Annotated in this window: 29 protein-coding genes and 1 pseudogene; 7 read left to right on the forward strand and 23 right to left on the reverse strand. The window is 41.4% G+C overall.

The annotated features are described in order from the left end of the window. Positions 1–13: 13 nt before the first annotated feature. Positions 14–760: a pyridoxine 5'-phosphate synthase gene (locus J3P43_RS14095; protein ID WP_255903483.1), complete on the forward strand. Its 747-nt coding sequence runs from the start codon at positions 14–16 to the stop codon at positions 758–760. On the opposite strand, the gene J3P43_RS14100 is transcribed toward J3P43_RS14095, so the two are convergent. Beyond that, positions 757–1,242: a hypothetical protein gene (locus tag J3P43_RS14100; protein ID WP_255903485.1), complete on the reverse strand. Its 486-nt coding sequence runs from the start codon at positions 1,240–1,242 to the stop codon at positions 757–759. The genes J3P43_RS14095 and J3P43_RS14100 overlap by 4 nt on opposite strands. A gap of 107 nt (positions 1,243–1,349) precedes the next feature. On the opposite strand from J3P43_RS14100, the gene gcvP reads away from it, so the two are divergent. Next, positions 1,350–4,235, forward strand: a complete 2,886-nt coding sequence (gene gcvP / locus J3P43_RS14105) for an aminomethyl-transferring glycine dehydrogenase (protein ID WP_255903487.1) — start codon at positions 1,350–1,352, stop codon at positions 4,233–4,235. A gap of 105 nt (positions 4,236–4,340) precedes the next feature. Here gcvP and can read toward each other — a convergent pair whose 3' ends face one another. From can to J3P43_RS14120, 3 genes are all read right to left on the reverse strand, one after another. After that, the gene (gene can, locus J3P43_RS14110; protein WP_255903489.1) at positions 4,341–5,033 is read right to left on the reverse strand and encodes a carbonate dehydratase; all 693 of its coding nucleotides are present in this window, start codon (positions 5,031–5,033) and stop codon (positions 4,341–4,343) included. Positions 5,034–5,039: 6 nt separating this feature from the next. Continuing rightward, a complete protein-coding gene (locus tag J3P43_RS14115; protein ID WP_255903491.1) occupies positions 5,040–6,644 on the reverse strand; it encodes a SulP family inorganic anion transporter in 1,605 nt (534 codons plus the stop codon). An 88-nt stretch (positions 6,645–6,732) separates the two neighbouring features. Beyond that, positions 6,733–7,062 carry a hypothetical protein gene (locus J3P43_RS14120; RefSeq protein ID WP_255903493.1) on the reverse strand — a complete coding sequence of 110 codons (330 nt, stop codon included), beginning with the start codon at positions 7,060–7,062 and terminating at the stop codon, positions 6,733–6,735. Between the two features lie 155 nt (positions 7,063–7,217). Here J3P43_RS14120 and J3P43_RS14125 point away from each other — a divergent pair, with 155 nt between their 5' ends. The 4 genes from J3P43_RS14125 (at position 7,218) to J3P43_RS14140 (ending at position 12,238) form a co-directional block, all read left to right on the forward strand. Then, a complete protein-coding gene (locus J3P43_RS14125; RefSeq protein WP_255903495.1) occupies positions 7,218–8,759 on the forward strand; it encodes an acyl-CoA carboxylase subunit beta in 1,542 nt (513 codons plus the stop codon). A 15-nt stretch (positions 8,760–8,774) separates the two neighbouring features. Further along, a complete protein-coding gene (locus tag J3P43_RS14130; RefSeq protein ID WP_255903497.1) occupies positions 8,775–10,571 on the forward strand; it encodes an ABC transporter ATP-binding protein in 1,797 nt (598 codons plus the stop codon). 223 nt (positions 10,572–10,794) lie between these two features. Beyond that, positions 10,795–11,676, forward strand: a complete 882-nt coding sequence (gene sucD / locus J3P43_RS14135; protein WP_255903499.1) for a succinate--CoA ligase subunit alpha — start codon at positions 10,795–10,797, stop codon at positions 11,674–11,676. 85 nt (positions 11,677–11,761) lie between these two features. Next, the gene (locus J3P43_RS14140; RefSeq protein WP_255903501.1) at positions 11,762–12,238 is read left to right on the forward strand and encodes a hypothetical protein; all 477 of its coding nucleotides are present in this window, start codon (positions 11,762–11,764) and stop codon (positions 12,236–12,238) included. Between the two features lie 64 nt (positions 12,239–12,302). On the opposite strand, the gene J3P43_RS14145 is transcribed toward J3P43_RS14140, so the two are convergent. The 9 genes and pseudogenes from J3P43_RS14145 to J3P43_RS14185 all read right to left on the reverse strand — a co-directional run bounded on the left by J3P43_RS14145 (position 12,303) and on the right by J3P43_RS14185 (position 18,174). Further along, positions 12,303–12,872 carry a sugar O-acetyltransferase gene (locus J3P43_RS14145; RefSeq protein WP_255903503.1) on the reverse strand — a complete coding sequence of 190 codons (570 nt, stop codon included), beginning with the start codon at positions 12,870–12,872 and terminating at the stop codon, positions 12,303–12,305. A 121-nt stretch (positions 12,873–12,993) separates the two neighbouring features. Continuing rightward, complete coding sequence (gene map / locus J3P43_RS14150) at positions 12,994–13,758, reverse strand: type I methionyl aminopeptidase (RefSeq protein WP_255903505.1); 765 nt, start codon at positions 13,756–13,758, stop codon at positions 12,994–12,996. 147 nt (positions 13,759–13,905) lie between these two features. After that, positions 13,906–14,478 (reverse strand): dihydrofolate reductase family protein, encoded by a 573-nt coding sequence (locus J3P43_RS14155; RefSeq protein WP_255903507.1) that lies wholly within the window; start codon positions 14,476–14,478, stop codon positions 13,906–13,908. Positions 14,479–14,512: 34 nt separating this feature from the next. Next, positions 14,513–14,890, reverse strand: a pseudogene (arr, locus tag J3P43_RS19710) (NAD(+)--rifampin ADP-ribosyltransferase); the annotation flags it as partial. Between the two features lie 491 nt (positions 14,891–15,381). Then, positions 15,382–16,023 carry a DNA alkylation repair protein gene (locus J3P43_RS14165; RefSeq protein WP_255903511.1) on the reverse strand — a complete coding sequence of 214 codons (642 nt, stop codon included), beginning with the start codon at positions 16,021–16,023 and terminating at the stop codon, positions 15,382–15,384. Between the two features lie 18 nt (positions 16,024–16,041). Beyond that, positions 16,042–16,434: a DUF1801 domain-containing protein gene (locus J3P43_RS14170; RefSeq protein ID WP_255903513.1), complete on the reverse strand. Its 393-nt coding sequence runs from the start codon at positions 16,432–16,434 to the stop codon at positions 16,042–16,044. Positions 16,435–16,634: 200 nt separating this feature from the next. Then, on the reverse strand, positions 16,635–17,171 hold the full coding sequence (locus J3P43_RS14175; protein WP_255903515.1) for a hypothetical protein: 537 nt from the start codon (positions 17,169–17,171) through the stop codon (positions 16,635–16,637). A gap of 161 nt (positions 17,172–17,332) precedes the next feature. Continuing rightward, complete coding sequence (locus J3P43_RS14180; protein WP_255903518.1) at positions 17,333–18,019, reverse strand: tetratricopeptide repeat protein; 687 nt, start codon at positions 18,017–18,019, stop codon at positions 17,333–17,335. Positions 18,020–18,045: 26 nt separating this feature from the next. Next, positions 18,046–18,174: a hypothetical protein gene (locus J3P43_RS14185; RefSeq protein ID WP_255903520.1), complete on the reverse strand. Its 129-nt coding sequence runs from the start codon at positions 18,172–18,174 to the stop codon at positions 18,046–18,048. Positions 18,175–18,766: 592 nt separating this feature from the next. On the opposite strand from J3P43_RS14185, the gene J3P43_RS14190 reads away from it, so the two are divergent. Then, on the forward strand, positions 18,767–19,285 hold the full coding sequence (locus J3P43_RS14190; RefSeq protein ID WP_255903522.1) for a hypothetical protein: 519 nt from the start codon (positions 18,767–18,769) through the stop codon (positions 19,283–19,285). A gap of 177 nt (positions 19,286–19,462) precedes the next feature. Here J3P43_RS14190 and J3P43_RS14195 read toward each other — a convergent pair whose 3' ends face one another. The 10 genes from J3P43_RS14195 to J3P43_RS14240 all read right to left on the reverse strand — a co-directional run bounded on the left by J3P43_RS14195 (position 19,463) and on the right by J3P43_RS14240 (position 25,742). Next, complete coding sequence (locus J3P43_RS14195) at positions 19,463–19,822, reverse strand: hypothetical protein (protein WP_255903524.1); 360 nt, start codon at positions 19,820–19,822, stop codon at positions 19,463–19,465. A 258-nt stretch (positions 19,823–20,080) separates the two neighbouring features. Next, entirely contained in the window at positions 20,081–20,344 is a 264-nt protein-coding gene (locus J3P43_RS14200) for a hypothetical protein (RefSeq protein WP_255903526.1), read from the reverse strand. A gap of 179 nt (positions 20,345–20,523) precedes the next feature. Further along, a complete protein-coding gene (locus J3P43_RS14205) occupies positions 20,524–20,829 on the reverse strand; it encodes a hypothetical protein (protein ID WP_255903528.1) in 306 nt (101 codons plus the stop codon). Between the two features lie 248 nt (positions 20,830–21,077). After that, positions 21,078–21,740 (reverse strand): SMI1/KNR4 family protein, encoded by a 663-nt coding sequence (locus J3P43_RS14210; protein WP_255903530.1) that lies wholly within the window; start codon positions 21,738–21,740, stop codon positions 21,078–21,080. Positions 21,741–21,887: 147 nt separating this feature from the next. Next, the gene (locus J3P43_RS14215) at positions 21,888–22,304 is read right to left on the reverse strand and encodes a DUF4279 domain-containing protein (RefSeq protein ID WP_255903532.1); all 417 of its coding nucleotides are present in this window, start codon (positions 22,302–22,304) and stop codon (positions 21,888–21,890) included. A 239-nt stretch (positions 22,305–22,543) separates the two neighbouring features. After that, positions 22,544–23,119, reverse strand: coding sequence for a hypothetical protein (locus tag J3P43_RS14220; RefSeq protein WP_255903534.1), 576 nt, complete (start codon positions 23,117–23,119; stop codon positions 22,544–22,546). 159 nt (positions 23,120–23,278) lie between these two features. Further along, on the reverse strand, positions 23,279–23,776 hold the full coding sequence (locus tag J3P43_RS14225; protein ID WP_255903536.1) for a hypothetical protein: 498 nt from the start codon (positions 23,774–23,776) through the stop codon (positions 23,279–23,281). A gap of 192 nt (positions 23,777–23,968) precedes the next feature. Then, on the reverse strand, positions 23,969–24,391 hold the full coding sequence (locus J3P43_RS14230; protein ID WP_255903538.1) for a hypothetical protein: 423 nt from the start codon (positions 24,389–24,391) through the stop codon (positions 23,969–23,971). 256 nt (positions 24,392–24,647) lie between these two features. Further along, positions 24,648–25,100: a carboxymuconolactone decarboxylase family protein gene (locus J3P43_RS14235; RefSeq protein WP_255903540.1), complete on the reverse strand. Its 453-nt coding sequence runs from the start codon at positions 25,098–25,100 to the stop codon at positions 24,648–24,650. A 66-nt stretch (positions 25,101–25,166) separates the two neighbouring features. Continuing rightward, entirely contained in the window at positions 25,167–25,742 is a 576-nt protein-coding gene (locus tag J3P43_RS14240) for a Crp/Fnr family transcriptional regulator (RefSeq protein WP_255903542.1), read from the reverse strand. Positions 25,743–25,864: the final 122 nt, after the last annotated feature.

Genomic DNA, 25,864 nt, shown 5'->3' on the forward strand with positions numbered 1-25,864 from the left:
TAATTCTTTTTGTATGACAAGGCTTTCTGTTAATATCAATAAAATTGCGACACTTCGAAATTCCAGGGGTGGGAACAACCCCAACCTGGTCGAGACAGCACTTGATTGCGAACGCTTTGGGGCCCAGGGAATTACTGTCCACCCTCGCCCGGATGAGAGACATATCAGATACCAGGATGTATTTGATTTAAAATCAGCAATACAATCCGAATTTAACATAGAAGGCAACTGCCAGGAACAGAAGTTCGTTGATCTGGTACTGGCCAATAAACCAGCTCAGGTAACACTGGTACCCGACGCCCTAAATCAAATCACGTCCAATCACGGCTGGGACACCATAAAACATCAGCAATATTTACGGGATATCATCCCTTTGTTTAAAGAAGCAGGGATACGAGTCTCAATTTTTGTGGATCCCGATCCAAAAATGGTAGAAGCGGCGGCGAAAACCGGTACAGACAGGATAGAATTATACACCGAAGGATATGCACATGCTTATCATAAAAATCGGGAAACAGCAATTGCGCCATATGTTCAAGCAGCCAGAATAGCTGCAGAAACTGGTCTGGGCTTAAATGCCGGCCATGATCTGGACCTGCACAACTTAAAATATTTTGCGGTTAACGTTCCAAATCTTCTGGAAGTAAGCATTGGTCACGCCCTGATATGCGATGCTCTCTATTATGGACTGGAGCATACCATAAAGCTCTATTTAAGACAACTTGAGGACGCTGGTTTAGAGCGTGACTTTAGCAGTTAGAATTTTTTTCCAAAACCGATTCCGGGGTAGCCCATAAAGCCGTGCTGGTTTTTTATAGCAACAATATTCAGCCGCCAGATGAAGTTTTTTGACGTATAAGTTCTCAAGCCAATACCCGGAATATAATTCAGGCTTTGATGCCCAGGCTCTGTTCCTTCTGTATAATCTATAATCCCGACCCTGAAATCCGCTTTCGTATAGGTAACACCGAACCCGACATCAAGAAAGGTATGATCTTTAATCAGTCTGACCAGATAATTAACGCCTACCGGGATAGTTAAAAAGGTGCCGGTTCCGTACGTGCCCACACCTGCCCGAAAGCCCAGCCCCGGCTTATTAGTCAGTTGCCGGCCATAATTCAAAGATGCAAGCAATCCGTTGCCTCCAAGTTCAAGAAATACCTCATTTTTTTTGAAAGCATCCTGGCCGAATACGTTAGTGTTCAAAGCAATCCCTAAAAATAAAGCGAGTACTTTTCTCATCAGGCTTAAATGTCAATCAAATATAGTTTTTTCCACATTCATTTCCTCCCCTTCGGCAAAAGGCCTTTTTTCCTTACCTTTGCCGCACCCACAATTCTTTCAATTTCATGAGTTTAAATATCGATTTCCAGGAAAAATTTGAGTCACGTCACATCGCTCCAAGCAGTACAGAAGCAGACGCTATGCTCCAGACCATTGGCGCCGCATCGCTTGACGAATTAATTGACCAAACCATTCCTAAGCAGATTCGCTTAAAGCAAGCGCTCAATCTTCCCGCAGCTAAAAGTGAAATCGATTATCTATCCGGATTGAAAGATACCGCATCCAAAAACAAGGTATTTAAGTCGTACATCGGACAAGGATATTACGACACCATCACACCACCGGTAATTTTAAGAAACATCTTCGAAAATCCGGGATGGTATACACAATATACGCCTTACCAGGCCGAAATCTCTCAGGGGCGTTTGCAAGCTCTGCTCAACTTCCAGACCATGGTTATTGACTTAACAGGAATGGAAATTGCCAACGCATCTTTACTTGATGAAGGCACAGCGGCTGCTGAAGCGATGTTCATGCAATTCAGTCTGCGCAGGAACCAGGCTGCGAAAACCTTTTTTGTATCAGAGGATCTTTTTCCTCAAACCATAGATATTTTAAAAACACGTTCTGCTCCTTACGGGATAGAACTAAAAATTGGCAATCATCAGGCCGCAGAACTAACCGACGATCTGTTTGGAGCTATTGTTCAATATCCTGCAGCCAGCGGAACTGTTTATAATTATACCGATTTTGCTAATAAAGCCCATGAAAAAAGCATTAAGCTGACGGTAGTGGCAGATATTCTAAGTCTGACTTACTTAACTCCTCCGGGCGAATGGGGCGCTGATATTGTTGTTGGAACCACACAAAGATTTGGCGTTCCGATGGGATTTGGCGGGCCTCACGCAGCGTATTTCGCCACTAAGGAAGAATACAAACGCAGTATGCCCGGCCGTATCATTGGCGTAAGTATCGATTCGGCAGGTAATTATGCTTTACGGATGGCGCTTCAAACACGCGAGCAGCATATCCGCAGAGATAAAGCTACTTCCAATATCTGTACTGCACAGGCCTTACTCGCCATTATGGCTGGAATGTACGCCGCATACCATGGCAAAGATGGCCTTAAAGCCATTGCCGAACGCGTACATGGCTTAACGGTCCTCCTTGCTGATTCGCTTGAATATCTGGGATATCAACAGGCGAATAAATCATTCTTTGATACCATAAGGGTGAATGCCGGCGATCTTGCCAATCCTATACATGGAGAAGCTCTCAATAATGAGATGAATTTTCATTACTCGGGCTCCGAGATCACCATCTCGCTTGACGAGACCAGCAACCTTCAGGACGTTCTGAACATTGTAAGAGTATTTGCCAAAGTAAAAGCAAAGAACCTTAATGATATAAATATTGAGTCGCTGAAAACTAAACTTGAAGCCAGGGTTTCACCCGAACTACAACGGACATCAGAATTTTTGACTCACCCGGTATTTAATACACACCACTCTGAGCATGAAATGCTCAGGTATATCAAATCTCTTGAAAGCAAAGATTTGTCCCTTTGCAACTCGATGATTCCTCTGGGATCATGCACCATGAAACTGAATGCCACTACCGAAATGATTCCGGTTACCTGGCCGGAGTTTAGCAAGATGCATCCTTTTGCACCGCTGGACCAAACCGGAGGGTATATGCAGATTTTTGATGAGCTAAATAAATGGCTCAGTGAAATTACAGGATTCGCCGCGATGAGTCTTCAGCCAAATTCTGGCGCCCAGGGCGAGTACGCCGGATTAATGGTCATCCGCGCTTATCATCAAAGCAGAGGCGAAGGAAAACGTAATATCGCATTAATACCAGCATCCGCACACGGAACTAACCCCGCTTCTGCCGCTATGGCCGGTATGAAAGTGGTGGTGGTAAAATGCGATATTAACGGAAATATTGATGTGGCTGATCTGCGCTTCAGAGCGGAGGAGCATAAGGACGATCTGTCTTGCCTGATGGTAACTTACCCATCCACTCATGGTGTATTTGAAGAATCTATTATCGAAGTATGTAACATCATTCATGAAAATGGGGGACAAGTGTACATGGACGGTGCCAATATGAATGCCCAGGTGGGATTAACCAGTCCGGCCAATATAGGTGCCGACGTTTGCCACCTCAACCTTCACAAAACGTTCTGTATACCGCATGGCGGCGGCGGTCCGGGTATGGGCCCGATTGGCGTGGCGAAACATCTGGTACCATTTTTACCTGGACATCCGGTTGTAGATATTAATAACTCACAGTCCATTCATGCGGTGTCTGCAGCACCGTGGGGTTCAGCGTCGATTCTTATTATTTCCCATGCATACATCGCGATGATGGGCGCCGAAGGGCTAACCAATGCAACAAAATATGCCATCCTGAATGCAAATTATATTAAAGCAAGGCTAGAGAACGATTACCCCGTTTTGTATGCCGGAAGTAATGGACGTTGCGCTCATGAAATGATTCTGGATTGCCGGGCATTCAAAAACTTTGGAATAGAGGTTACAGATATAGCAAAGAGACTTATGGATTATGGCTTCCATGCTCCTACCGTTTCTTTCCCCGTTCCGGGAACCTTAATGATTGAGCCTACCGAATCTGAGCCAAAACACGAGCTTGACCGTTTCTGTGACGCAATGATTGCTATTCGTACCGAGATTGCCGAAGTAGAAAGAGGAACTATTGACAAGCAAAATAATCCCTTAAAAAATGCCCCGCATACTGCTGCGATAATCTCAGGGACAGAATGGAAAAAGCCTTATTCGAGACAAGTCGCGGCATTTCCGCTCCCTTACGTCGCAGAACACAAGTTCTGGCCTTCTGTAGGGAGAGTAAACGATACGCATGGCGACAGAACACTTATTTGTTCCTGCCCTCCGCTTGAAGCCTACGCAGAAGATGTACTTGCATAAAAAATAACCCCGCGAGCGTTTGGCTTACAGGGTTATTTTTAAATTTCTGAACTATCTTCTTCAGTCTTTCAATCAAAGCCGGATTGCCGGCTTCAATTAATCGTATTAATCAAAAGCGAAAACCTTTTCAAGGTTATCTGTATTGCTGCAGCTGATGTTTAAATCTTTAACATAGCCGCTGCGGATATCGATTACCCAACCATGGATTTGAAGGTCGGTACGTTCTTTCCACGCGTTCTGGACGATATTTGTTTTACAAACGTTGTATACCTGCTCGGTAACGTTTAGCTCCACCAAACGGTCCACCCGAAGCTTTTCGTCCGAAATGGAGTCAAGTTCATCCGAGTGCAAACGATATACATCCTTAATATGTCTCAGCCAATTGTCAATAATTCCGACTTGCTTGTTTCCCATGGCTGCCGCTACGCCACCACAACCGTAATGGCCGGCTACGATAACATGCTTTACTTTTAATACGTTTACCGCATAGTCCAGCACGCTAAGCATATTCATATCGGTATGAACACAAACATTCGCAATGTTTCGATGAACAAATATTTCACCTGGCTTGGTTCCCGTTAGCTGGTTGGCAGGAACACGACTGTCTGAACAACCTATCCATAAAACTTCTGGATTCTGCCCTTCGGCAAGTCTTTTGAAATAGTCCGGATCGTTGCTTACTATCCCTTCAACGAAGTTTTTATTTCCCTGGAGTAATGAGTCGTAACTTTTAGAATCCTTTGCGCTGGCATCTCCAGCAGGAAGGCCTGCAGAGATATCTTTATTGTTGGATGCCATGTTTGGTTAAACGTTTTCTGGTTTATAAATCAGTTCCTTAAGTTTTGGAATATCATACTTGTCTTTGATATTCACCAGCTCTACAATTATAGCTTTGGTATAGGCATTATGTTTAAAGTTGTGGATCACCTCCAGGACATCCGGATCTATATAGCGACAATTACTACCATCAATCCTTACATTGGTTTCATGCGGCAGGTGTGCCAGAGTGTACTGAATCGCCGCCTTATTTAAAAAGGATACCTCTTCGGCCAGATTAATGTCAATTACTTTCTTATCTCCGTGAGAGCCAATCCGATAAAAATAAGGATTCCTCAGATTGTTTCTCAGAATAAAGTAAATAGACACCACCATACCGAGTGCAACACCCTTTAAGAGGTCGGTAAAAACCACCGCCAAAACGGTAACCACAAAGGGAACAAACTGACTGTATCCGCTTCTCCACATTTTGGCAAAGAGGCCAATTTTAGCTAATTTATAACCTGTCATTAAAAGTATCGCCGCAAGGCACGACAGCGGAATAAGGTTAATAACCGTTGGAATTGCAAGCAGGGCCAGCAAGAGCCACATACCATGAAAGATAGCGCTCATTTTTGTGCGCGCGCCAGAATTAACATTTGCAGACGACCGTACGATTACCGCAGTCATGGGCAGTCCGCCTAATAATCCGCTGGTCATGTTTCCTACCCCTTGGGCAACAAGCTCGCGATTAGTTGGAGAAACACGTTTAAGCGGATCTATTTTATCAACCGCTTCTACGCTTAACAAGGTTTCCAAACTAGCTACTATTGCGATGGTTATAGCGACAACCCATACATCCTGGTTACCTATCTGTGAAAAATCCGGAAATACAAAGAGACCGGTAAACTCTGTGAGCGAGCTTACTACGGGTATTTTCACCAGATGCTCGTCCTTAATAGCAAATTGTGTTCCTTCAAACAGCTGGCTCAGAACAACTCCGATCACCACAACCACCAGGGCGGCAGGGACAACACTAAGTTTCTTCACTTTAGGCCAGTAAATAAGAACTACAAGCGATAAGGCGCTTACAATAACAGCCCCATAACTTACCTTACTTAATGCAGCTGCTAGTGTGGAAAATGTGTTACCACCACCATGCAATTGCTGGAAGCTCTCGTCGCCCTCAAAATCGGTATCATAACCCAAGGCATGTGGGATCTGCTTTAGAATCAGAATAATCCCTATCGCAGCGAGCATTCCTTCGATTACTGATGAAGGAAAATAGTTCGCGATGGTGCCCGCCTTAATAAATCCCAAAATTACTTGCATTACTCCGGCAAGCAATATGGCCAAAAGAAATGTGGGATAAGCTCCCAATTGAGTAATTGCTCCGAAAACAATCACGGTTAAACCCGCCGCCGGGCCACTTACACTTAATTGCGAGCCACTAAAAGACGCAACAACAATTCCACCTATAATTCCGGTTAACACACCTGCAAACAGGGGTGCACCCGAAGCTAATGCAATACCAAGACAAAGAGGTAAAGCAACCAAAAAAACAACTATACTAGCCGGTAAATCCTTTTTCAGGTTTTGCGGCGAGAAAAAATTTTTGACACCGGATGTCGCAGGGGCATAATTCGCTGCCATAAACTTGTGCGTTTAATAAATAATAAGAAAATAAGATTAAAGTCCCGGGGCACCCGGGTATACGTAAATTAAATAAGAACAGAAGTCCTTAGCAGTTTGGAGGGGGGGTGGGTACAGCTGGATAAAAAGCTCTGATATGCTTGTCGTGGTCAACAGTTATCATTTCGGTTAACACAAGCAGAGCTGAATGTAAAGGGATAAGACCAAAGTTTCCCAATGTGAAAAACTCCTTTACTGAGGTCTCTTTTACATCACTGGATTTTGCATGATTCTCAATTTCGAGCTGCATAATAACTGCGTTCACCGTCTTCTTATCGAAGTGCGACACAATTAAGGGTGCTGCAGACAAAGCCATCTTCACGAAGAAGACGCCCAGAAAAAGAATGCTGTACCATCTGATAGATCTCTCTTTTTTCATAAAGTCCGGATGCAAAAGTATTATAATTGAAACGATTTTCGGACTTTAACATTTTTTTTACACAAAAATTAAATTTAAAAGCCCCGTCGCGTGTTCAATCTTTGCAAGGAAAACACATCCCGAAATTATTCTGTACTTTGCTTTTTTAACAGACCGTGAAAAATAAAATAACTCAACTGCAGCATAAGCGCGAGCAGGCTTTTAAAGGCGGTGGCGAACACCGGATAGAAAGCCAGCACAAAAAAGGCAAACTAACCGCGCGTGAACGCCTTCATTTTCTATTGGATGAAGGTTCCTTCGAAGAAATAGGAATGCTGGTAACTCATCGTTCCACAGATTTCGGAATGGAGAAAGAGAAGTACCCGGGCGATGGTGTAATTACCGGCTACGGCAATATTAATGGGCGCCTTGTTTATGTTTTCTCTCAGGATTTCACCGTCTTTGGTGGCTCGCTGTCCGAAACTCATGCCGAAAAAATATGTAAGATCATGGATCTTGCGCTGAAAAACGGAGCTCCTGTAATTGGCCTGAACGACTCGGGCGGAGCAAGGATCCAGGAAGGGGTGGTATCTCTGGGCGGTTACGCAGACATTTTTTACCGCAACACGCTGGCATCTGGTGTGGTACCCCAGATTTCGGCCATTATGGGCCCATGCGCCGGCGGGGCCGTTTATTCGCCTGCCATTACCGACTTTATCTTAATGGTAGAACATACGTCATATATGTTCGTCACCGGTCCGAACGTTGTCAAAACGGTTACCCATGAAGAAGTTACCTCCGAAGAATTAGGGGGAGCTTCTGCACATTCTATAAAATCAGGAGTAACCCATTTTGCCTGCGAAAATGAGATTGAGGCCATCGATAATATCAAGAAGCTTCTAAGTTATATGCCGCAAAATTGCGAAGACGTGGCGCCAAACCTTGAATATGAAGCCCGAAATGAGACCATTCCCGAGTTGAATTCCATTCTTCCCGAAAACGCCAATCAGCCTTACGATATCCGCGATGTCATTAACAAGGTAGCCGACGAAGATTCATTCTTTGAGGTTCATAAAAACTTTGCCGAAAATATCGTTGTTGGCTTCGCCCGCATCGCAGGGAGAAGTATTGGCATCGTTGCTAATCAGCCCGCATTTCTCGCTGGTGTACTCGACATAAAAGCCTCTACCAAGGCGGCACGTTTTGTAAGGTTTTGCGACTGCTTTAATATTCCGCTTCTGGTGTTTGAAGATGTACCTGGCTTTCTGCCGGGCACCGATCAGGAGTGGAACGGAATTATAGTAAACGGGGCAAAATTGCTTTATGCGTTCTGCGAAGCCACCGTCCCACGGATTACTGTTATCACGCGCAAAGCCTATGGTGGTGCCTACGATGTAATGAATTCCAAACACATCGGCTCAGATATGAACTATGCATGGCCTTCGGCCGAAATTGCCGTAATGGGCGCCAAAGGTGCTGCCGAAATTATCTTCAAGAAAGAAATCGCGTCAGCCACAGATCATAATGCCAAATGGCTTGAGAAAGAAAAGGAATATTCGGATATTTTTGCCAACCCTTACCGGGCGGCAGAACGGGGGTTTATCGACGAGGTAATTGAACCTGCCGAAACACGTATAAAACTGATCAAAGCGTTTAACATGCTTCAAAACAAAGTAGTTAATCAGCCCAGAAAAAAACACGGCAATATCCCACTCTGATAATGCCCTTAAGATATGGCAAAAGTTGCAGGAAAAGCGTACGATATAAATTTATTAAAACGGGTCTTTGAGTATGTGAAGCCCTATAAGAAGATTTTCACATGGTCTGTTGCACTTACCATTATTCTTGCCATTTTGGCTCCGCTGCGTCCTTTACTTATCCAATACACGCTCGACAAACACATCTTTACAGACAACTACGAAGGCTTGTTAAACATCACTTTGTTGATGCTTGGATTACTTATCCTTCAAACTATCGCTCAATATTACCACACCTATATTACAAATACTCTTGGCCAATCTACTGTCCGAGATCTTAGAATAGCAGTATTTAACCACATTACCAAGCTCAAACTCCGTTACTTTGATCGCACACCCATTGGTCAGCTCATTACCCGAACCGTATCCGACCTTGAAACAATTTCCGAGATATTTTCAGAAGGACTTATTGTAATAATCGGCGATATACTGCAGCTCTTAATTATTCTCGGAATAATGCTTTTTATTGATTGGGAACTCACCCTGGTTGTACTGGCACCAATGCCGCTTCTAATCCTGGCAAGTTATGTATTTAAAGAAGCCATAAAATCAGCTTTTCAGGATGTTCGAACGCAGGTAGGAAACCTTAACACCTTTTTGCAGGAACATATTTCCGGCATGAGCATCATAAAATACTTTGCACGCGAGAATCAGGAGATGCGTAAATTCAAGCAAATCAATGCCAGGCACCGCGACGCAAATATCCGCTCGAACTGGTATTACTCCATTTTCTTTCCTGTAGTGGAGATAATATCAGCACTATCAATAGGCCTGCTGGTTTGGTATGGATCGAAGCAAATCATACTTCACGAGATTACACCGGGTACCATAGTGCTGTTCATTATGTTCGTCAACATGATGTTCAGGCCTATCCGCGAGCTTGCCGATAAATTTAACACCCTCCAAATGGGAATGGTAGGCGCAGAGCGGGTTTTCAGTGTTCTGGATCATACCGACATCGAAGAAGACACCGGTCATTTAATCCCGGACAATATTAAAGGTGAAATTTCCTTTGAAAAAGTATGGTTTACCTATCAGCCTGATCAGGAAAGTGAAGAAGAACCACACTGGATTTTGAAAGACATCAGCTTTTCAATTAAGCCAGGCGAAACGCTTGCCCTGGTGGGTGCAACCGGTGCCGGAAAATCGTCAGTCATTAATATCCTTAACCGCTTCTACCAGATCAGCAAAGGAAGCGTAAAAATCGACGGAACAGATATCCGCGACTATAAACTCGACTTTTTAAGAACCCAGATTGCCACGGTTATTCAGGATGTTTTTCTCTTTTCGGATACTGTAGATAAAAACATCAGCCTCAACAATCCCGCTATAAGTCGCGAACAATTGATTGCCGCAGCAAAAGATGCCGGCGCTCACGACTTCATAGAGCGTCTGCCCGGTGGCTACGATTACGATGTGATGGAACGAGGGGCAACGCTATCATCCGGACAGGCGCAGTTAATTTCTTTTATCAGGGCACTGGTTTACAATCCAAAAATCCTGGTATTAGACGAGGCAACATCCTCGGTAGACACCGAAACCGAACATCTTATACAGCAAACGATCGAAAAGTTGATGAAAGGACGTACCTCGATTGTAATTGCACACCGACTGTCGACTATACAAAACGCCGATAAGATCATTGTTCTCGATCACGGCGAAATTAAGGAGGCAGGCTCCCATCAGGAACTTCTTAAATTGAACGGCTACTACAAGCGCCTTTACGATCTGCAGTTCAACTCAACAGGCATCGAAAAGAGCGCAGTAGTATAGCGAAGGGGTAATCCGGCAAGTGTGTAGTCGCCCCCTCTTTAAAATCTACGAAGCGCCGGGCAGAGCCTAAAAACAAAAATTCCTGATAAAAACGTGCAAACTCTCAAATCACAATAGCATTAGCAGCTGTTTTTCAACCAAAAACCTTCAAAATTCTCAATTTCTCAAATTTATTTGCCGAAAATTTTCTCTAAGTTTGCAAAACTTTAGAAAAAACGTCAAAATGAGTGTATTAGTAAATAAAGATTCAAAAGTTATCGTTCAGGGCTTTACAGGCAACGAGGGCACGTATCACGCATCACAAATGATTGAATACGGAACCCAGGTAGTAGGCGGGGTTACCCCAGGAAAAGGCGGTCAGTCGCACCTCGACAGACCCGTATTTAACACTGTAAAAGAAGCTGTAGATAAAACCGGCGCCGACGTTTCTATTATTTTCGTACCTCCCGCTTTCGCAGCAGATGCCATTATGGAAGCCGCTGAAGCCGGAATAAAAGTGATCGTTTGTATTACCGAAGGTATCCCAACCAAGGACATGATCCTGGTAAAAGAATATATCAGCGATAGAGATTGCCGTCTGATTGGCCCTAACTGTCCGGGCATTATTACCGCCGATGAGTCAAAAATTGGTATCATGCCTGGGTTCATCTTCAAAAAAGGTTCAGTAGGTGTAGTTTCTAAATCAGGAACCTTAACATACGAGGCAGTTGATCAGGTAGTTAAAGCTGGTTTAGGTATCACTACAGCAATCGGTATCGGTGGCGACCCAATCATCGGAACTCCAACGGTAGAAGCGGTTAAACTTTTAATGAACGATCCGGAAACTAAAGGTATCATCATGATCGGTGAAATCGGCGGAGGAATGGAAGCAGAAGCTGCTTACTGGATTAAAGAAAATGGAACAAAACCTGTTGTAGGATTTATCGCCGGCCAAACCGCGCCTCCGGGACGCCGTATGGGTCACGCAGGAGCTATCGTTGGCGGTGCAGATGATACCGCAGCCGCTAAAATGAGAATTATGGCCGAATGCGGAATTCGCGTAGTAGAGTCTCCAGCAGAAATTGGCGCAGCCATGGCAGAAGAATTAAGCAAAGTATCGGCTTAATACTCTCCTAAAATATATTAGAATCCTGGCCTTCGCGCCGGGATTTTTTATTTTCGAGAGAATTTGGAACGCAAGTTTCGGCTTTGTGGTAAATTACAGTCCCGTGCTGCGCTCATACGGCTCAGGATGTCTGCGTTTCACTATTATAATTAGCACCGAACGGGTAGGTTTCGTGGCAACAGATTATCTTTGTACCTACCAAATAACAAATTACCAGAACATGACTGCCGAGTTCTTCAAAATCATCGCAATCTATCTGCTAACGCTAGTTACATTGTCTGGCCTTACCAAATTTGCTCTTTCGTTTTGGAAAAAGCATATATCTTTCGGCTATACCCTAAAGCGGCTGGTTGTAGCCGCTCTGGCAGGAAACGTGCTATCTTTTATCCTTTTTGAAGCAACTAAAGAATCAGGCTATTATTGGGGTGAAATTCCAACAAAGCTGTATATTATTCAGGCATTGGTGCTTTTCCTACCAATTGTCTTTATACTGATAGCACTCATGGTCAGCATAAAGAAACAACTATTTAACGCTAGCCGACAACCTGTAGAGGCACCTTAAATTTGCCGACTATTTGATATCGCTTTTAGCTTGTTAGCGCCTCGAACAACAAGCGTTCGAAAGCCTATTTCTCCCCTGGTCGAATCGGTCTGATCACTCTGCAGGGATTACCCGCCGCAACAACATCCGCAGGAATATCTTTAGTCACCACACTCCCTGCCCCTATTACACTGCGATCGCCAATACTAACGCCGGGACAAATTATGCTACCACCCCCTATCCACACATCTTCACCAATTACAATAGGTTTTGCATACTCACGTCCCGAACTTCTTTCGACATGGTCGATTGGATGCGTCGCAGTATACACCTGTACATTGGGTGCAAACATAGTACGGCTTCCGATGGTAACCGGCGCCACATCAAGCACAACGCAGTTGAAGTTGAAAAACACCCGTTCGCCAACTTTCATATTATAGCCATAGTCACAATAAAAAGGTGGCTGCAACCACAAATCCCGACTGGCCTGAGGCAGAAGCTCTCCCATTATCCTGCTCCGCGTTTCCGGGTCGTCTTCAGGAGTTTCATTCAGTGCCTTTATGAGCAGTCGGGTTCGTACTCTATCTTCTACCAATACTCTATCAAGCGGATCATACATCTCACCCGCAATCATTTTCTCTTTTTCTGTTCTCATATGTTGAATTAGATAAGTACGTTGATCCAATCTGCAACTTAGTAGCAGTGTCTTATGACGGGAATGTTTTTCGTAATTTTTAGTTCTGACGCTCTGGTTATGAATATCTGTTCAGGTTGCTTCAGTTCCAAATCCCATTCATCTCCGTTAATATCATCGGAACCCCATCCGTAACCACAATAGCATGCTCATGCTGCGCCATAAAACCGCCTTTATTTCCAACCATCGTCCAGCCGTCTTTCAGTGTTTCGGCATAGGTTGATGTGGTTGATATAAACGTTTCGATAGCTACAACAGAATTCTTCTTAAACCTTGTCTGATTAAAACGATCTCTGTAATTCGCTATTTCGCTCGGTTCTTCGTGGAGACTTCGACCAACTCCGTGCCCGGTAAGGTTTTTGATCACTTTGTAACCATGCTTCTTTGCTTCTGTCTCTATCAGATGGCCGATGTCTGCAATACGAACCCCGCCTTTTATATTGTAGATGGCCTTATATAAGATTTGCTTTGAAGCGTCTATCAATTTTTGATGCTGATTAACGTCTTCTCCAATAACAAATGAGCCTCCGTTATCAGACCAGAAACCATGCAGCTCGGCCGATACGTCGATATTCACTAAATCACCTTCCTTCAGGATCCGCTTATCAGACGGAATGCCGTGGCAAAACTCATTATTCACGCTAATGCAAGTCCAGCCCGGAAAGTTGTAGGTTAACAACGGCGCTGATTTCGCTCCAAAATCTGAAAGTATAGCAGCTCCGTAATCGTCTAATTGTTTCGTGGTGATACCGGGTTGGGCATAGTTTCTCATTGCCTTTAAGGCTTCAGCCACAGCTTCACTCGCTTTTTGCATCCCGATTAATTCGGCTTCTGTTGTTATTGACATAGTTTTGATTGTTTGTCGATATGCCCGCGTGTTGTCAGACATTCCCCCTAATTTTTTAGAGGTTCTTTAAGTGACCACTAAAGTAAAAGAAAACTGCCAGATAATCTCCATTTGGCAATTCATGGGCAGCTTAGCTTGATAGCAGAATTAAGGCTGTTCCTGGCTGGTTGTTCGGCTTGCCGGCTCATAATAAAGGGCGATCGTACCAGAGCCAAAGGTCTTTGTTTTTAAGAGTTTCAGAATAATCTTATCGCTTATATTTTTAAACAAGGTCAAACCTTCTCCTAAGATAACGGGATGAACACAGAGTTGGTATTCATCAATCAAGCCGAGCTGCGTTAGGGCTACAATTAAACTCGGACTGCCTACCAGGATATCTCCGCCCGCTTGCTGTTTAAGTTCCGAAACTTCTTTCTCAAGACTTTGATTTGCCAGCCTGGCGCTTTTCCAATCGAGCTTTTTCAGCGTGCGCGAAAAAACAACTTTAGGAATTTGATCCATGATGACAGCAAATTCATCCGTGGACTTGTAACCGGTTGGCTCTTCCACCACAGTTCTCCAATACTCCATAAGCTGGTAGGTTATTCTTCCATAAAGTATTGTATCAGCGCTTTTCAATAGATCAGCAAAATGCTGATGTAGCTCTTCATCTGCAATCCCTGCCGTATGGTCGCAAAACCCGTCAAGGGTCATGTTCATGGCTGCAATTATTTTCCTCATACTTACTTATAATTTAAGCTGTGCCTCCGCGAATTTAATTAATAATATCGCCTGTGTTGTTGGCCAGCTTCTCACGCCATTTCTGAATTTCCTCAGGTGTTTGCCGCAGCCAGTCTGTTATTTCGTCAACAATTTTTAGTGGTTCCAAAGAACGATACGAGCGTGTGGGGTTGCCCGGAAACTTCTTATCTGTTACATTCGGATCGTTTTCAAAACTCCCCGTCGGTTCAACCATATACACACGTTCAGGTCCCTCGCCTTTTGCCAACGCGGCAGCAAGTCCGGCCCCGTTAACCAGAGCTGTACAATAAATATGATTCATTTTGAGGTCTGGCTTGTAATTAGAGCTTCCGCCCGGGTTTAGCAGATCACCAATCTGCAAATCTGCTCTCGTTCCATGATAAAAGGGACCTTTGTCGGAAGGTTTATCCTTAAAAGAAGCTGCTAATCTATAATTCTTCTTTGCGTTGACAAGGTCGCCCAACTCTTCATAGCATTGGGCAATATTTAGATAAAGTCCGGGGAAAGCGCTCTTAACCGCATCATTATTTATTTCTAACGCAATTTGCAAAGCCGTTTCCAGCCATTTCAACTTGTCGGAAACCGTTGGTTGATGCCGGGCAAGATAATGCGCAGCAAGAAACTTCTCAAAGGGGTTGGTAGCTTCGTTCCAGGCTTGAAGAAATAGCTTACCGGCTTCCCCGGGCTTACCCTTTTCTTCCATGCCCATACCTTGAAGGCAGAGTTGAACGATAGCATTGCTTGGGTTGAATTCCATTTGTATGGATGATTTGCCTGTTAATTATTTGATATCGATTTAGTGTTAGACGGTATAAAAGTGAAGTGTCTCCTATACAACTACACTTTACTGGTGTGAGAAGCAGATTGATTTTTCACCCTTAATCATAAATTTCGTTTATTACTTTCCATCTCAATGAACTCCGGCAAATAATTGGGAGTACATCCTTTCGACACCATCTCGCCTTTATAAAGACCAGTTTTTTCCCCGAGATCTATACACCGATTTCGATATTGTTTTTCATAAACTCCAACCCAGCCTGCGGCAAAATTCATTGCCCATTGAACTTCTGGTTCTTCATTGGCAATGTTAAATTCTATTTTCGTTAACAAATCTGCAGTGTTAGCAGGAGGCGTTTGTCCTACCCACCTTAATCGGGCCTGGTAATACCAGAATACCCGCCGTTGAAGAGCAGAAGGACTATCTTCCCACGACTCAATCAGCGCAACTGTCTTTTTGTCTTTGGTGAGTTGGTTGGCCATCAACCAGTCTATTAGTTGGCTGCGCTCGTTAAATGGATGAGCTTGCATATCCTTATCAAGTTTGTTAATCAAATCTTGTGAAAGAAGCTTATTGTCCATAATTAATATCGCTAATTGCCTGGGCAAAAATCCCCCGGTTGACCATAGCTCCATAGCCAGCTCGTGATCCTTTTTGATTTCCTTAGCAATTTTGCGTAAGTCCCCTAGCTTAGTTTTAGCACCGATTTGAGCCAGAAGGCTTTCTGCTTTTGAAGAGAGTTTCATAACAATCTTTGGGTTCGTTTATTCCAGTCTTTCTAGTCGGCCTTTTCGTTTTATTATGTTTTTGTAATCCCATTGTACAATTCGGGACTTCTTCAACCACCTTTGTATATCGCTTGCTTTTATCTCTGAGATGCTATTATAAAATATAGACGCGTCCTTAAATTTTTTACCTTTCACGTTTAATTCTGCCTCGTCAAAGTCTGCGCCACTCCAAAACATTAATCGAATTCCAGCTTTTTGTTTACTATAGCCTACAATTGGATTTCCATTTAAGAACCAGACAGGATGCTTGTGCCAAATTTTGCATTCAGCCTCAGTTAATTCGGCACTGATCATAGCAGCAATTTTGTCGCAAATCTCTTTATCCACTTGATTTTGTTGTGAATTATAAGATTTAATATCTTCTTCCATACTTTATAGATTAATATTCTTTGGAATTCTTGACTAAAATTCTGACTAACGTTAGTAATCGTTTTATTAGGAAAGAAGCACTTGGCTGCATTTTCTCCTCTCCTGTGCATTTGACTCCCAGCACAAAGCTTTTAAATGTAGAAAGTTTCGAGAATAACTTCACCCGCCATTTTGCAATGGACTATGTAGCAGATGTATTTCTATGTCGTCTCAACTTTCCGATAAATAAGAATTCTTCCTGTCCTTATTAAATACTCAATTTCAATCAAATCAGTCTTGAACCATTTATAGAATTCAGATTTATCTAAAAATATTTTCTCACGTACATTTTTAGGCCGGCTTTCTAGTTCCAATTCAAACTTTTCGTCACCCCTCCAAAATTTTCTTTCAACGCGGGTCCGGTATCTGCATTTCTGGCCATGATTAATATCGCGCATTAGCTGGACTATTCCAAAGTAATAAACTAGACAAATCATAAGGCTATTTAGAAAACAGTATAGAACAATTGCAGATTCGTAACTCATTTTTTCAATAAGGGTCCTACCGGTCATTCTCGCTGGGAAATATGGCATAACAGGTATTAAGGTTAAAAATACTACCGCAACCCAAAAAAAATTCCTTCTAGCTTTTGGAACAACAGTTGATGTCAAGAAGTCGTAGTCCGCCTTCGATAAGCTGAACACCTCTATTTCTGAATTAGGTTTTAATTTGATCTTGTCAAGTTTTGAATTCGGCATGTTGGCATTCAGGTAGTAATATATTTTCTAACGGTTTGTATTTGTATTGTGCGGGATTAAACGCACGTCATTTTGTGCCAGAACTAAAATACCCTTAAAAAGCATATTACTTGGTACTACCACATCCGCCCGCATGATTCAAATACTTTGTTATGTGGCGTTTATCTTTTGCAACTTCGTGTTAAAGCTTCTGTATATTCTTTTGTTATCGGTCGACCGCCGAGTTCTTTACATTCGTTATAATATTTCCACGCATTATCGCAGTCCTTTTTTACAAAGTAACATGCAGACATCTTAAAAAGTGTATTTTGATTTTTCGAATCAATAGAGTAAGATTTTTTAAAGTGGTTTATAGCCAAATTAAAATCTTTATCGCTATTACTTTTCATAAACCTTGTCATATAGACAGTAGCTTTGTCTGTCAGAATGTTTGAACTGTTAGGATTTAACTTTAATCCTTCGTCGTACTGGTACATTCCACTTTCAAAATCTCCGAATGAAAAATAAATGGCACCGAAACCCCAAAACACATTTTCATTTGTTGGGTCGAGAAGCCAAGCTTGATTAAACCTATACATAGCTGTTTTTAGGTCTTGCTTATATAAATAATCAAAGCCGAGTTTAACTAGGAGTTCCGAGGCTTTACGGTTAGTTCCAGCTTGTTTTAAATAAGTCTGTATTAGCTCTTGGTCGGATGCTTTTTGCTCTTTAGTCTTTATCGCATTTCCATATTTTGGCAAAAGGCGTATTTCAGTTTTTGCTTCTTCTTTCCAGCCCGAATATGTTATTTGTTGCCCAAATGCAAGTGTCGTAATAAAGAGAAGAATGAATGTAATATTGTATTTCATAGTCGATTAGTCGTTTTTTTTAACTGTTAAGGCTTGTTGCAGTTGCGGATTAATCGCACGTCACTTTCAAGCCGCACTAATGTAGTAGAAAGCAGCGAAATACCATAAACTACTTCACCCGCAATTGCAACAGAGCCTGTGTTATACGCTACCATTTTTATTTTCAATTCTCCGTCTTATTAAATGGTCAATTAGAATAAAGCTAATTCCAGTCAAGATGGAAGCTAGAGCGAAAGAATATGGGCTTTGGCGCAAAAGTCCTGTATACAGAAACACGCTTAAAATTATCAAGTTAAGCCCAAATGCCACGACAGATGGAAGAACGTTAATTGATCTAGTAAAAGCAAGACAGAATACTAAGAGATAAAGAACTGAAGTAACAGTGAATCGCATAAAAAAGTAATATAGAGCTCCTTCCATGTTCACGTTACTCGTCACATGAAGCAGCGATAGACAATAGCCTAAAATTGCCTCGAAAAAACTTTGTCCTATGCAATACGCAAAACCCAATGTTGATGCTCGTGATATTCTGCTTATCATGTTTTATGGTTGCGCATAACGGGTTAAGGTTTATATTGTGCCCGATTACAGCACTTCCGTGTCGGGTACCCCTAAAGTAGCTAAAAAGCAGAATAATTCGAAAACCGCTTCAACAGGCATAATTTAAACCTAGCTACCTGGTAGATGTTGTTATTTCAAGTATCAGATTAGTTATCCAGAATTTTTACCGGTTCAATATGGAATTGAGTGGAAACAAACATCAATGAAATAAAAAACATGAAATCGCCTCTCTTTTCCCTAGCCCTTTTTTGCGTTATATCGCTGTCTAGCTTCAATAAGGATATTTTGAAAAATTTCTTGACAATAGGCAATAACAAATTTTCGCTTAACTCCGCCATCATAGCTAATGAGTCATATGGGATAAAACCAAAGTTTGAAGTAGATTTAATTAATCAATATGAAGACTTAACTAAAGCCAAAACCTATGTTTATTTCTCACTAACAAGTAATAACACTTCAAATCTCTCTAATGGTGTTTATCAGTTTTCCTCAGCTAATCTTAATCAACGTCTTCCATTTCAATTCAACGGTTCTGTTAAAGTTAACAATCATGTAGTAGAAATTGCTGAAGGAACTATTTCAATAGAAAATCGGAGTGGAGATTTAGATATTCAATTTATTTTGAAGTTACAAAATGGAGATATAGCAAAGGGAATATATCGAGGTAAAGCTTTAGAAGTTAATAGAAGTAGAAGCTACAAATAGTGTCAGCTGTAGCTTACTAGGTCCTTTACATTTACAGGTAACGTTTAAGGGCTTTGCGAAGGAAGATGGCGGATAGAAAGCACTTCGTGGTCACCTGGCACAAAACTTAATTAAATGTAAAAAAACTTCAGGATAAACATCACCGGCCATTTTTGCAATAGGCTGTGTTAGCAGAAGTTAATCTTTTTTTCGAAAGTAATACCCAATGTCGCGTTCAATACTAATTCGAGGTTTCCCCCAAAAAAAGCGTCGGTAAATACTGGTCTCGAAACCAGCCTTTCCAAATTCACAGCTATAGTTCAATTGTAGTCTTGAGCCATCCAATTTGTAAACTCCCTTTCCCCAAGTGTCGCTTTCAAAGTCGCCGTTTTCCTTCAAAATCAATTTGTCACCCTTACTTGGTCCTTCGGCAACAATCCACGGAAAGTCATAAACATAGGTTCCAATAATCATGTCGGTCGTATAAAAGTTGTCGTAGGCGAAAGAAAGAACAATAAATGTCGCTGCTGAAATGGCTAGTACGGTTCGACGGTTCATTTAATTTCTGCTAACGGTTAAGGGTTAGGTTGTGTCGATTAAATGGCAGTCACCTGTCACCCAGCACTAAAGTAATTAAAAAGAAGAAAAGCAACGAGATTCAGGTCGCCCGGGCATATTTTAAATCCTGTGTTACCTGCTGGCATTTTGTTCAGTCAATAAGTATCAAAGGCGGTCTTTATCCTGTCCCGATAAATTGTCTCAGTAGTCCGGTAGCCAGCTTCCACATAGTTCCCTCTCGAAGTTATCTTTGAGTCATCATATAACTTTATAGGAGTTTTCTCCTTTGTTTCTGAATATAAGGTCGGCAGAATCTGAATTTGAAAAATTCTTTATTTCAATACTTCCACCTTCCTCTATAAGGGTAAGATTCTTAATATTTTGTCCAGATAGGTTTTTCACATGGACTCGTACATATCCTTTTGGAATTGGCTCAGAAGTAAGAAATATTGTTGTGATAAAGTATCCTGCAGAAAGTCCGAGAACACCTCCAATCATGAGACCTAGAATTATTTTGTTCATTAATCGTCTAAGTTGTTATTCAGGTTTCGTATGCTTGCCGCTAACGGCTAAGGCTTTGCGAAGATGGCGGATAGAAAGCACTTCACTATCGTCCACCACAAAGCTTAGTTAAATGTAGAGAATTTCCGAGATAAACGTCACCCGTCATTTTTGCGAAGGTGATGTTAGGGGCAGGTAATTTATAGTCCTGCAGGCTGCTCTTTAGCCTGTCTGCTCCCCGATAAAACAAATATGTTAACAGCTATTACAATAAAAGGCGTAATTAAAAATGTCGGCTCCCATTTATTAACCGTCATAAACATTAACTGCGAAAGAACTGAGATGAAACTATAAAGAATCACACCCCATTTTTGCATTTTCCACATTCCAACAATGGAAGGAATGCCTATTATCAAGCCGAAAAGAAAGACGGCATCGTACCATATGAAATTTTTAGTCAATGCAGTGGCGTTCGCAACAATGGCTAAAATTAAGAATATTGACAAAAGAACACAGGTTACGGTAAGTATTAAAGGTCGTTGGGTACGCATCTTCTAGTCATTTTAGTCGTAGGTTAGTGAGTTTCCGTTATCAGCTAGTCAAAGTTCTTTACTTACCCACAACGGTTAGGGCTTTGCGAAAATGGCGGATTATAAAGCACTTCATTGTCACCCTGCACAAAGCTTAGTTAAAAGTAGGAAATTTTCGAGAACAACCTCACCCGCCATTTTTGCAAATGACGTGTTACCAGCCGTTATTTTTCTAGCAAGTGTGCATAACGGTCTACTTTGTCCCCATGCATGACCATTATGTCTTGTTCGAAATCGAAGAATGGTTCGAGTTGCCAGTCTTCACTACCCGCAAAGCCTATTCTAGAATGAAAGTCCAGAAAGCTCCATAAATCGTTGCCCAGAATTTTCCCGTGCATTTCGTCTCCTTCGTGTGAAAAATATACTACCTCTGAAGGATTATTTCCAACTACAATAACGTCTCCATTTGCAACATCAATAATTGGCAGTTTATCTTGCCAGAGTTTTTCGGTATTTATAATAGCTTCCGTGTCATTGTATTCCGGGTCTAACGAGGCTTTTACCCATTCCTGAAAATTGGCAAGTTGGTCTGGTAGGGAATTCAAATTCCAGTAGATGTCACCTGAAAAGTTTTGTCTAAATTCTTCGGACAGCGTTTCATCAAATTGGTAGCTAAATTCTAAATGTCGGGAAAACAGAAACAGCTTTTTTAAGTCATCAGGTAATACTTTACCTATCTGCTTTTCAATAGCATCTATTTCTGAGAGGGTTGCAGGCCGGTCGATAAAGGGCGCGATAGTTATAGTCCAGTTTTTTCGCTCGGCAATTGCAACTAACCAGTCTATTTTTTCTAGTACTTGTTTATATACGTCGGCTTCTGACATCATAATGGCTGGTAACGTTTGGCAGATTTGCGATGGGCGGGATTTTTACCACTGAACTTTATGCGGAGCACAAAACTTTCGGCTACCACGAATGTGTCTGCGGAGCACGAAACCCCGCCTATTGCAAATGTGCTGTTAGCAACTGTGTTTTCAATCATCATCTCTTTCAAATGCGTCTTTAGAATAAATTGCCATTTCAATGCCCAAAGATAATTTACCAGCAATTACTATTAACTCCTTTGGTAAGTGGTCATTTTGATTTACAATGTCGCCTTCAAGTCTGGAATAAATGGGGAAGTCAAGATATGCTGTCGTAATGTTGTGGGTTTTAAAAAGTTGCTCTATGTCGTCATAGTGTTTCGTCAAAAAGAGAATAGTGTCTTCAATTTGTCCATCTAAATCTTCCCAGTCTTTGTCAGAAACGTCAAATGAAATTTTATAGTCAGTTGTAATACGGCTTTTTCCTTGTATGTCACCTTTGTCGTAACAACTATACACAGGAACTTTGGTCATTTTTTCAAATGATTTAAATGAATCGGTGTCGCTATATACTTTTAAAACACACATATTTTATTTGTTGTTTAGTCTTTGGTTCGGTCATCATAACATAGCTGGTAACGGTAGGCGAATGTCTGGTGGCGACTTGTCGGGTTTTTTAAACTTGCCTACAACGTTTACGGCTTGTTGCTGTTGCGGTATTAATTGCATGTCACTTTCAGCCCTGCACTAATGTAATAGAAAGCAGCGAAACAACATACACCACGTCAACCGCAATTGCAACAAGCCTGGGTTAGCAGCTGGCTATTTTAGTCCGTAGTTATGATTATAAGTCCATTAGTCGCATTTTCACCGTATATGCTTTCGGCAACAGGTCGATCAATAATATTTATACCTATAATTTTATTTAGTTTGATGTTTTGAATCAAGTTGTATGCCTCTTTATGAAAAACTTGTTCTCCATTAACTATTAAAACGGGCTCGCCAATTTTGGGGTCTATGTCAGCCGTTGTAATTATTGGTGGCTGTCGATATTTCTTTTTTGCTTCTCCCAAATATTCTTTAATTAACTTTTTTGATTGAGTTCCTTTTGTTTGAAGAATAACAACGCCTGTTAATGGCTTACAAAGAATCACGTTGCCGACTGTGGTTCTGTCAATGTAATTAATACCAGTTAAATCCTGAGTCTGATACTTTGAAAAATGAAAAAACAATGAGTCTATTGGAATAACATGCCCATTTAAAACATAAACAACTTCGTCGTCAATCTGTGCCCCTGGAAACGTCGCTGAAATCCAAGTGTCAACATAACTTTTCGTTAAAGTTTGAGCACTCGAGACTTCGATAAGCAAGACGGTCAGAAGGGTCAGTATGAGACGTTTCATATTTTTTTGCTTGCTGCTAACGGTTAGGGGTTTAAGTTGTGCCCGATTAAATGGCGGTCACCCGTCACCCAGCACTAAAGTAGTTAAAAAGCAGAAAAGGAACGAGATTCACGTCGCCCGGGCATAATTTAAACCCTATGTTAGCAGCTGATGTTCTTATCAGATAGATTCACCATTAGGTTTGATTTCGTGTCGTTTGTCAATTAGCTTACTGGTTGACTCTGGGGCTGGCGTTAAATATCGGTGGATTCCGACAGTCAAGATGAATATGCTTAATAACCAAAGCCAATAGCCTGAGTTTTTGTGCAGGATAATTGCCTGCCTGCCGTTTCCCGAAGTCAAAATATTTTGCCAGAATACGAAAGACAAGGCAATTCCTAATGCAATCTTCGAAATCAATTTAGCTTTATCTTTCTTTTGGAAAAAGAGAATTATCGACCAGAGTGAAATCGGATTTGCTAGCCAAATAATCCACTCTAATAACCCTCCTCCAAGGATTGCTATTGAGCCCATTAGAAATAAGTCCAACCCTTGAGATTTACCGATACCATTATAGTCGTTATATGTGATTGCGGTCTGAAATAAAGAAAATCCCAGCAGTGCTAAACTTATAAATACGATTAGTGTAGTTGGGTTAAATATTTGATTTAGTTTCATTGTACAGAGGCGTATGTGTCCGTTTGCTAGGTTTTTTACATTTTGCTGCTAACGTGTAAGGGTTTATGTTGTGCCCGATTAAAAGGCCTTCACCTGTCACCCAGCACTAAGGTAGTTAAAAAGTAGAAAAGGAACGAGATTCGCGTCGCCCGGGCATAATTTAAACCCTGTGTTACCTGCCGTATTTCTTTATTAGACTGAAAAGCCAATATATAACATCCAACTAGCTGTCCCTGCAATTAACAGATAAAGTCGTTGGTCATATTTTCTCTTGAAATTGTTTTCGCGTAGCTCAAACAAAGAAAGTCCAGCATGCCATTTGCCAAGAAAAATCAGAGGTGCGGTAAAGAATATTTCAATCATTTCGACCTTTTTATAACCTTCCTGTTCATTTCTCTCGAGGCGTTTTTGCTCTCTTTTCTCTTCCAGCTCAACCAGCCTTTGCCATTTGTCTAACAGTTTCTCTTCTTCCTCTTTAGTCACTCCTCGAAGCTCAAGTTCTATGGTCGCTTGGTCAATTGCTTCTTGCTGCCAATAGTCAGTAGAACTATACTTAATTCCTATAAGCGCTTCAGTCGGTCGTGAGTTTATTGGTGGGCGGAAGTTTGTCGTCATTTAATACGGCAGGTAACGTTTTAGGTATTGCCGAAGGCGGGGAGTTTTAGCACCGAACTTCAATAGATATACTACAGTTCAAATATTACAAAAGAATTCAATAGAATTACGTCAGCCCCGCTTTTGGCAATACCTTGTTACCTGCATTCTTTTATTGTTCACGCCTAACATCATTCACTTTTTCGGTGTACCATACAATTACTTATCAAATATTTTCACATACTAATGTTAAGCAAATCCAAATTACATACTAGTCCTATGCAAGACTTTGTCCTATCGGTAAGTGGGTGCTTAATACGACCCTGTTCCAGAGGTTGATGGTAATTATGGCAGTTATAATATCTGCAATTTGAGTTTCGCTAAAAAACTGTAATGCGGTTGAGTAGGTATCATCTGACAACCCATTTTGATAAATTAATGTTATCTCTTCCGTTATCGCTAACACTACTTTTTCTTCTTCCGTAAAAATATCTTCAGCCTCTCTCCAAGCATTCAGTAAAAAGATTCGTTGGTTTGTTTCACCATTTTTAATTGCGTCTTGAGTGTGAATGTTGATACAATAGGCACAACCATTAATTTGTGAAGCTCGGATCTTTATAAGTTCTTTGGATGTTTTAGATATGGAAGCCTTTGAAAGATACATTTCTAAACCAACCATCGCTTTTAGTGCATTTGGTGCAACTTCCTTAAAGTTAAATCGTTTTTGCATTTTATTTATTGTTTAATTGTTTAATGCAAAATTGGAGGATAAGGAAATTAAAAGACTTAAACTGGTTTAAGAAAGAAGCCTTTTTCGTATTTCGCTTAAATACTCGGGCGTAAATCCGAGATATGAAGCGATTAAGTATTGCGGGACACGTTTTACAAATTCGGGATGATTTCTTACAGCTTGGAAATAAAATTCTTCTTTTGAAAATGAAAAAAGAAATTTGATACGTTTTTGAGCTGCTGCATAAGCCCGTTGGTAAACAAAACGGAAATAGCGTTCCATCACAGGAAATTCTTTTAATAATTTTTCCTGTTTATCTTGAGTGATATAAAACACAATAGATTTTTCTACAGCCTGAATATAAAATTCCGTAGGAACTTGGTTTTCGTAGGCAAAGTTATCCGTAAGCCACCAAGTTTCAATGGCAAATTCAGTGGTTTGTTCAGTGCCTTTTTCGTTGATGTAAAACTTTCGCAGCAGGCCACTCAAAACAAAAAAATGATACCTGCAAATTTGTCCCTCCTCTAATAGGTTTTCTTTTTTTGCGACCTCTTTCGTGTCAAAGAATTTTTTAATTTCTTCAAATTCGTCGTCAGAAACTTTTGCGAATTTAGTTATATGTTTTTTGAAAATTTCGGACATCTTTGATTTACACAATTTGGGTTTAAGATTGCAGGTAACGGTTAAGGCTTGTTGCAGTTGCGGAATTAATAGCAGGTCAGCCGCAAGCCAGCACTAATGTAATAGAAAGCAGTGAAACAACA

The organism is Paradesertivirga mongoliensis (genome assembly GCF_024436395.1).
Classification (GTDB): Bacteria; Bacteroidota; Bacteroidia; order Sphingobacteriales; family Sphingobacteriaceae; genus Paradesertivirga; species Paradesertivirga mongoliensis.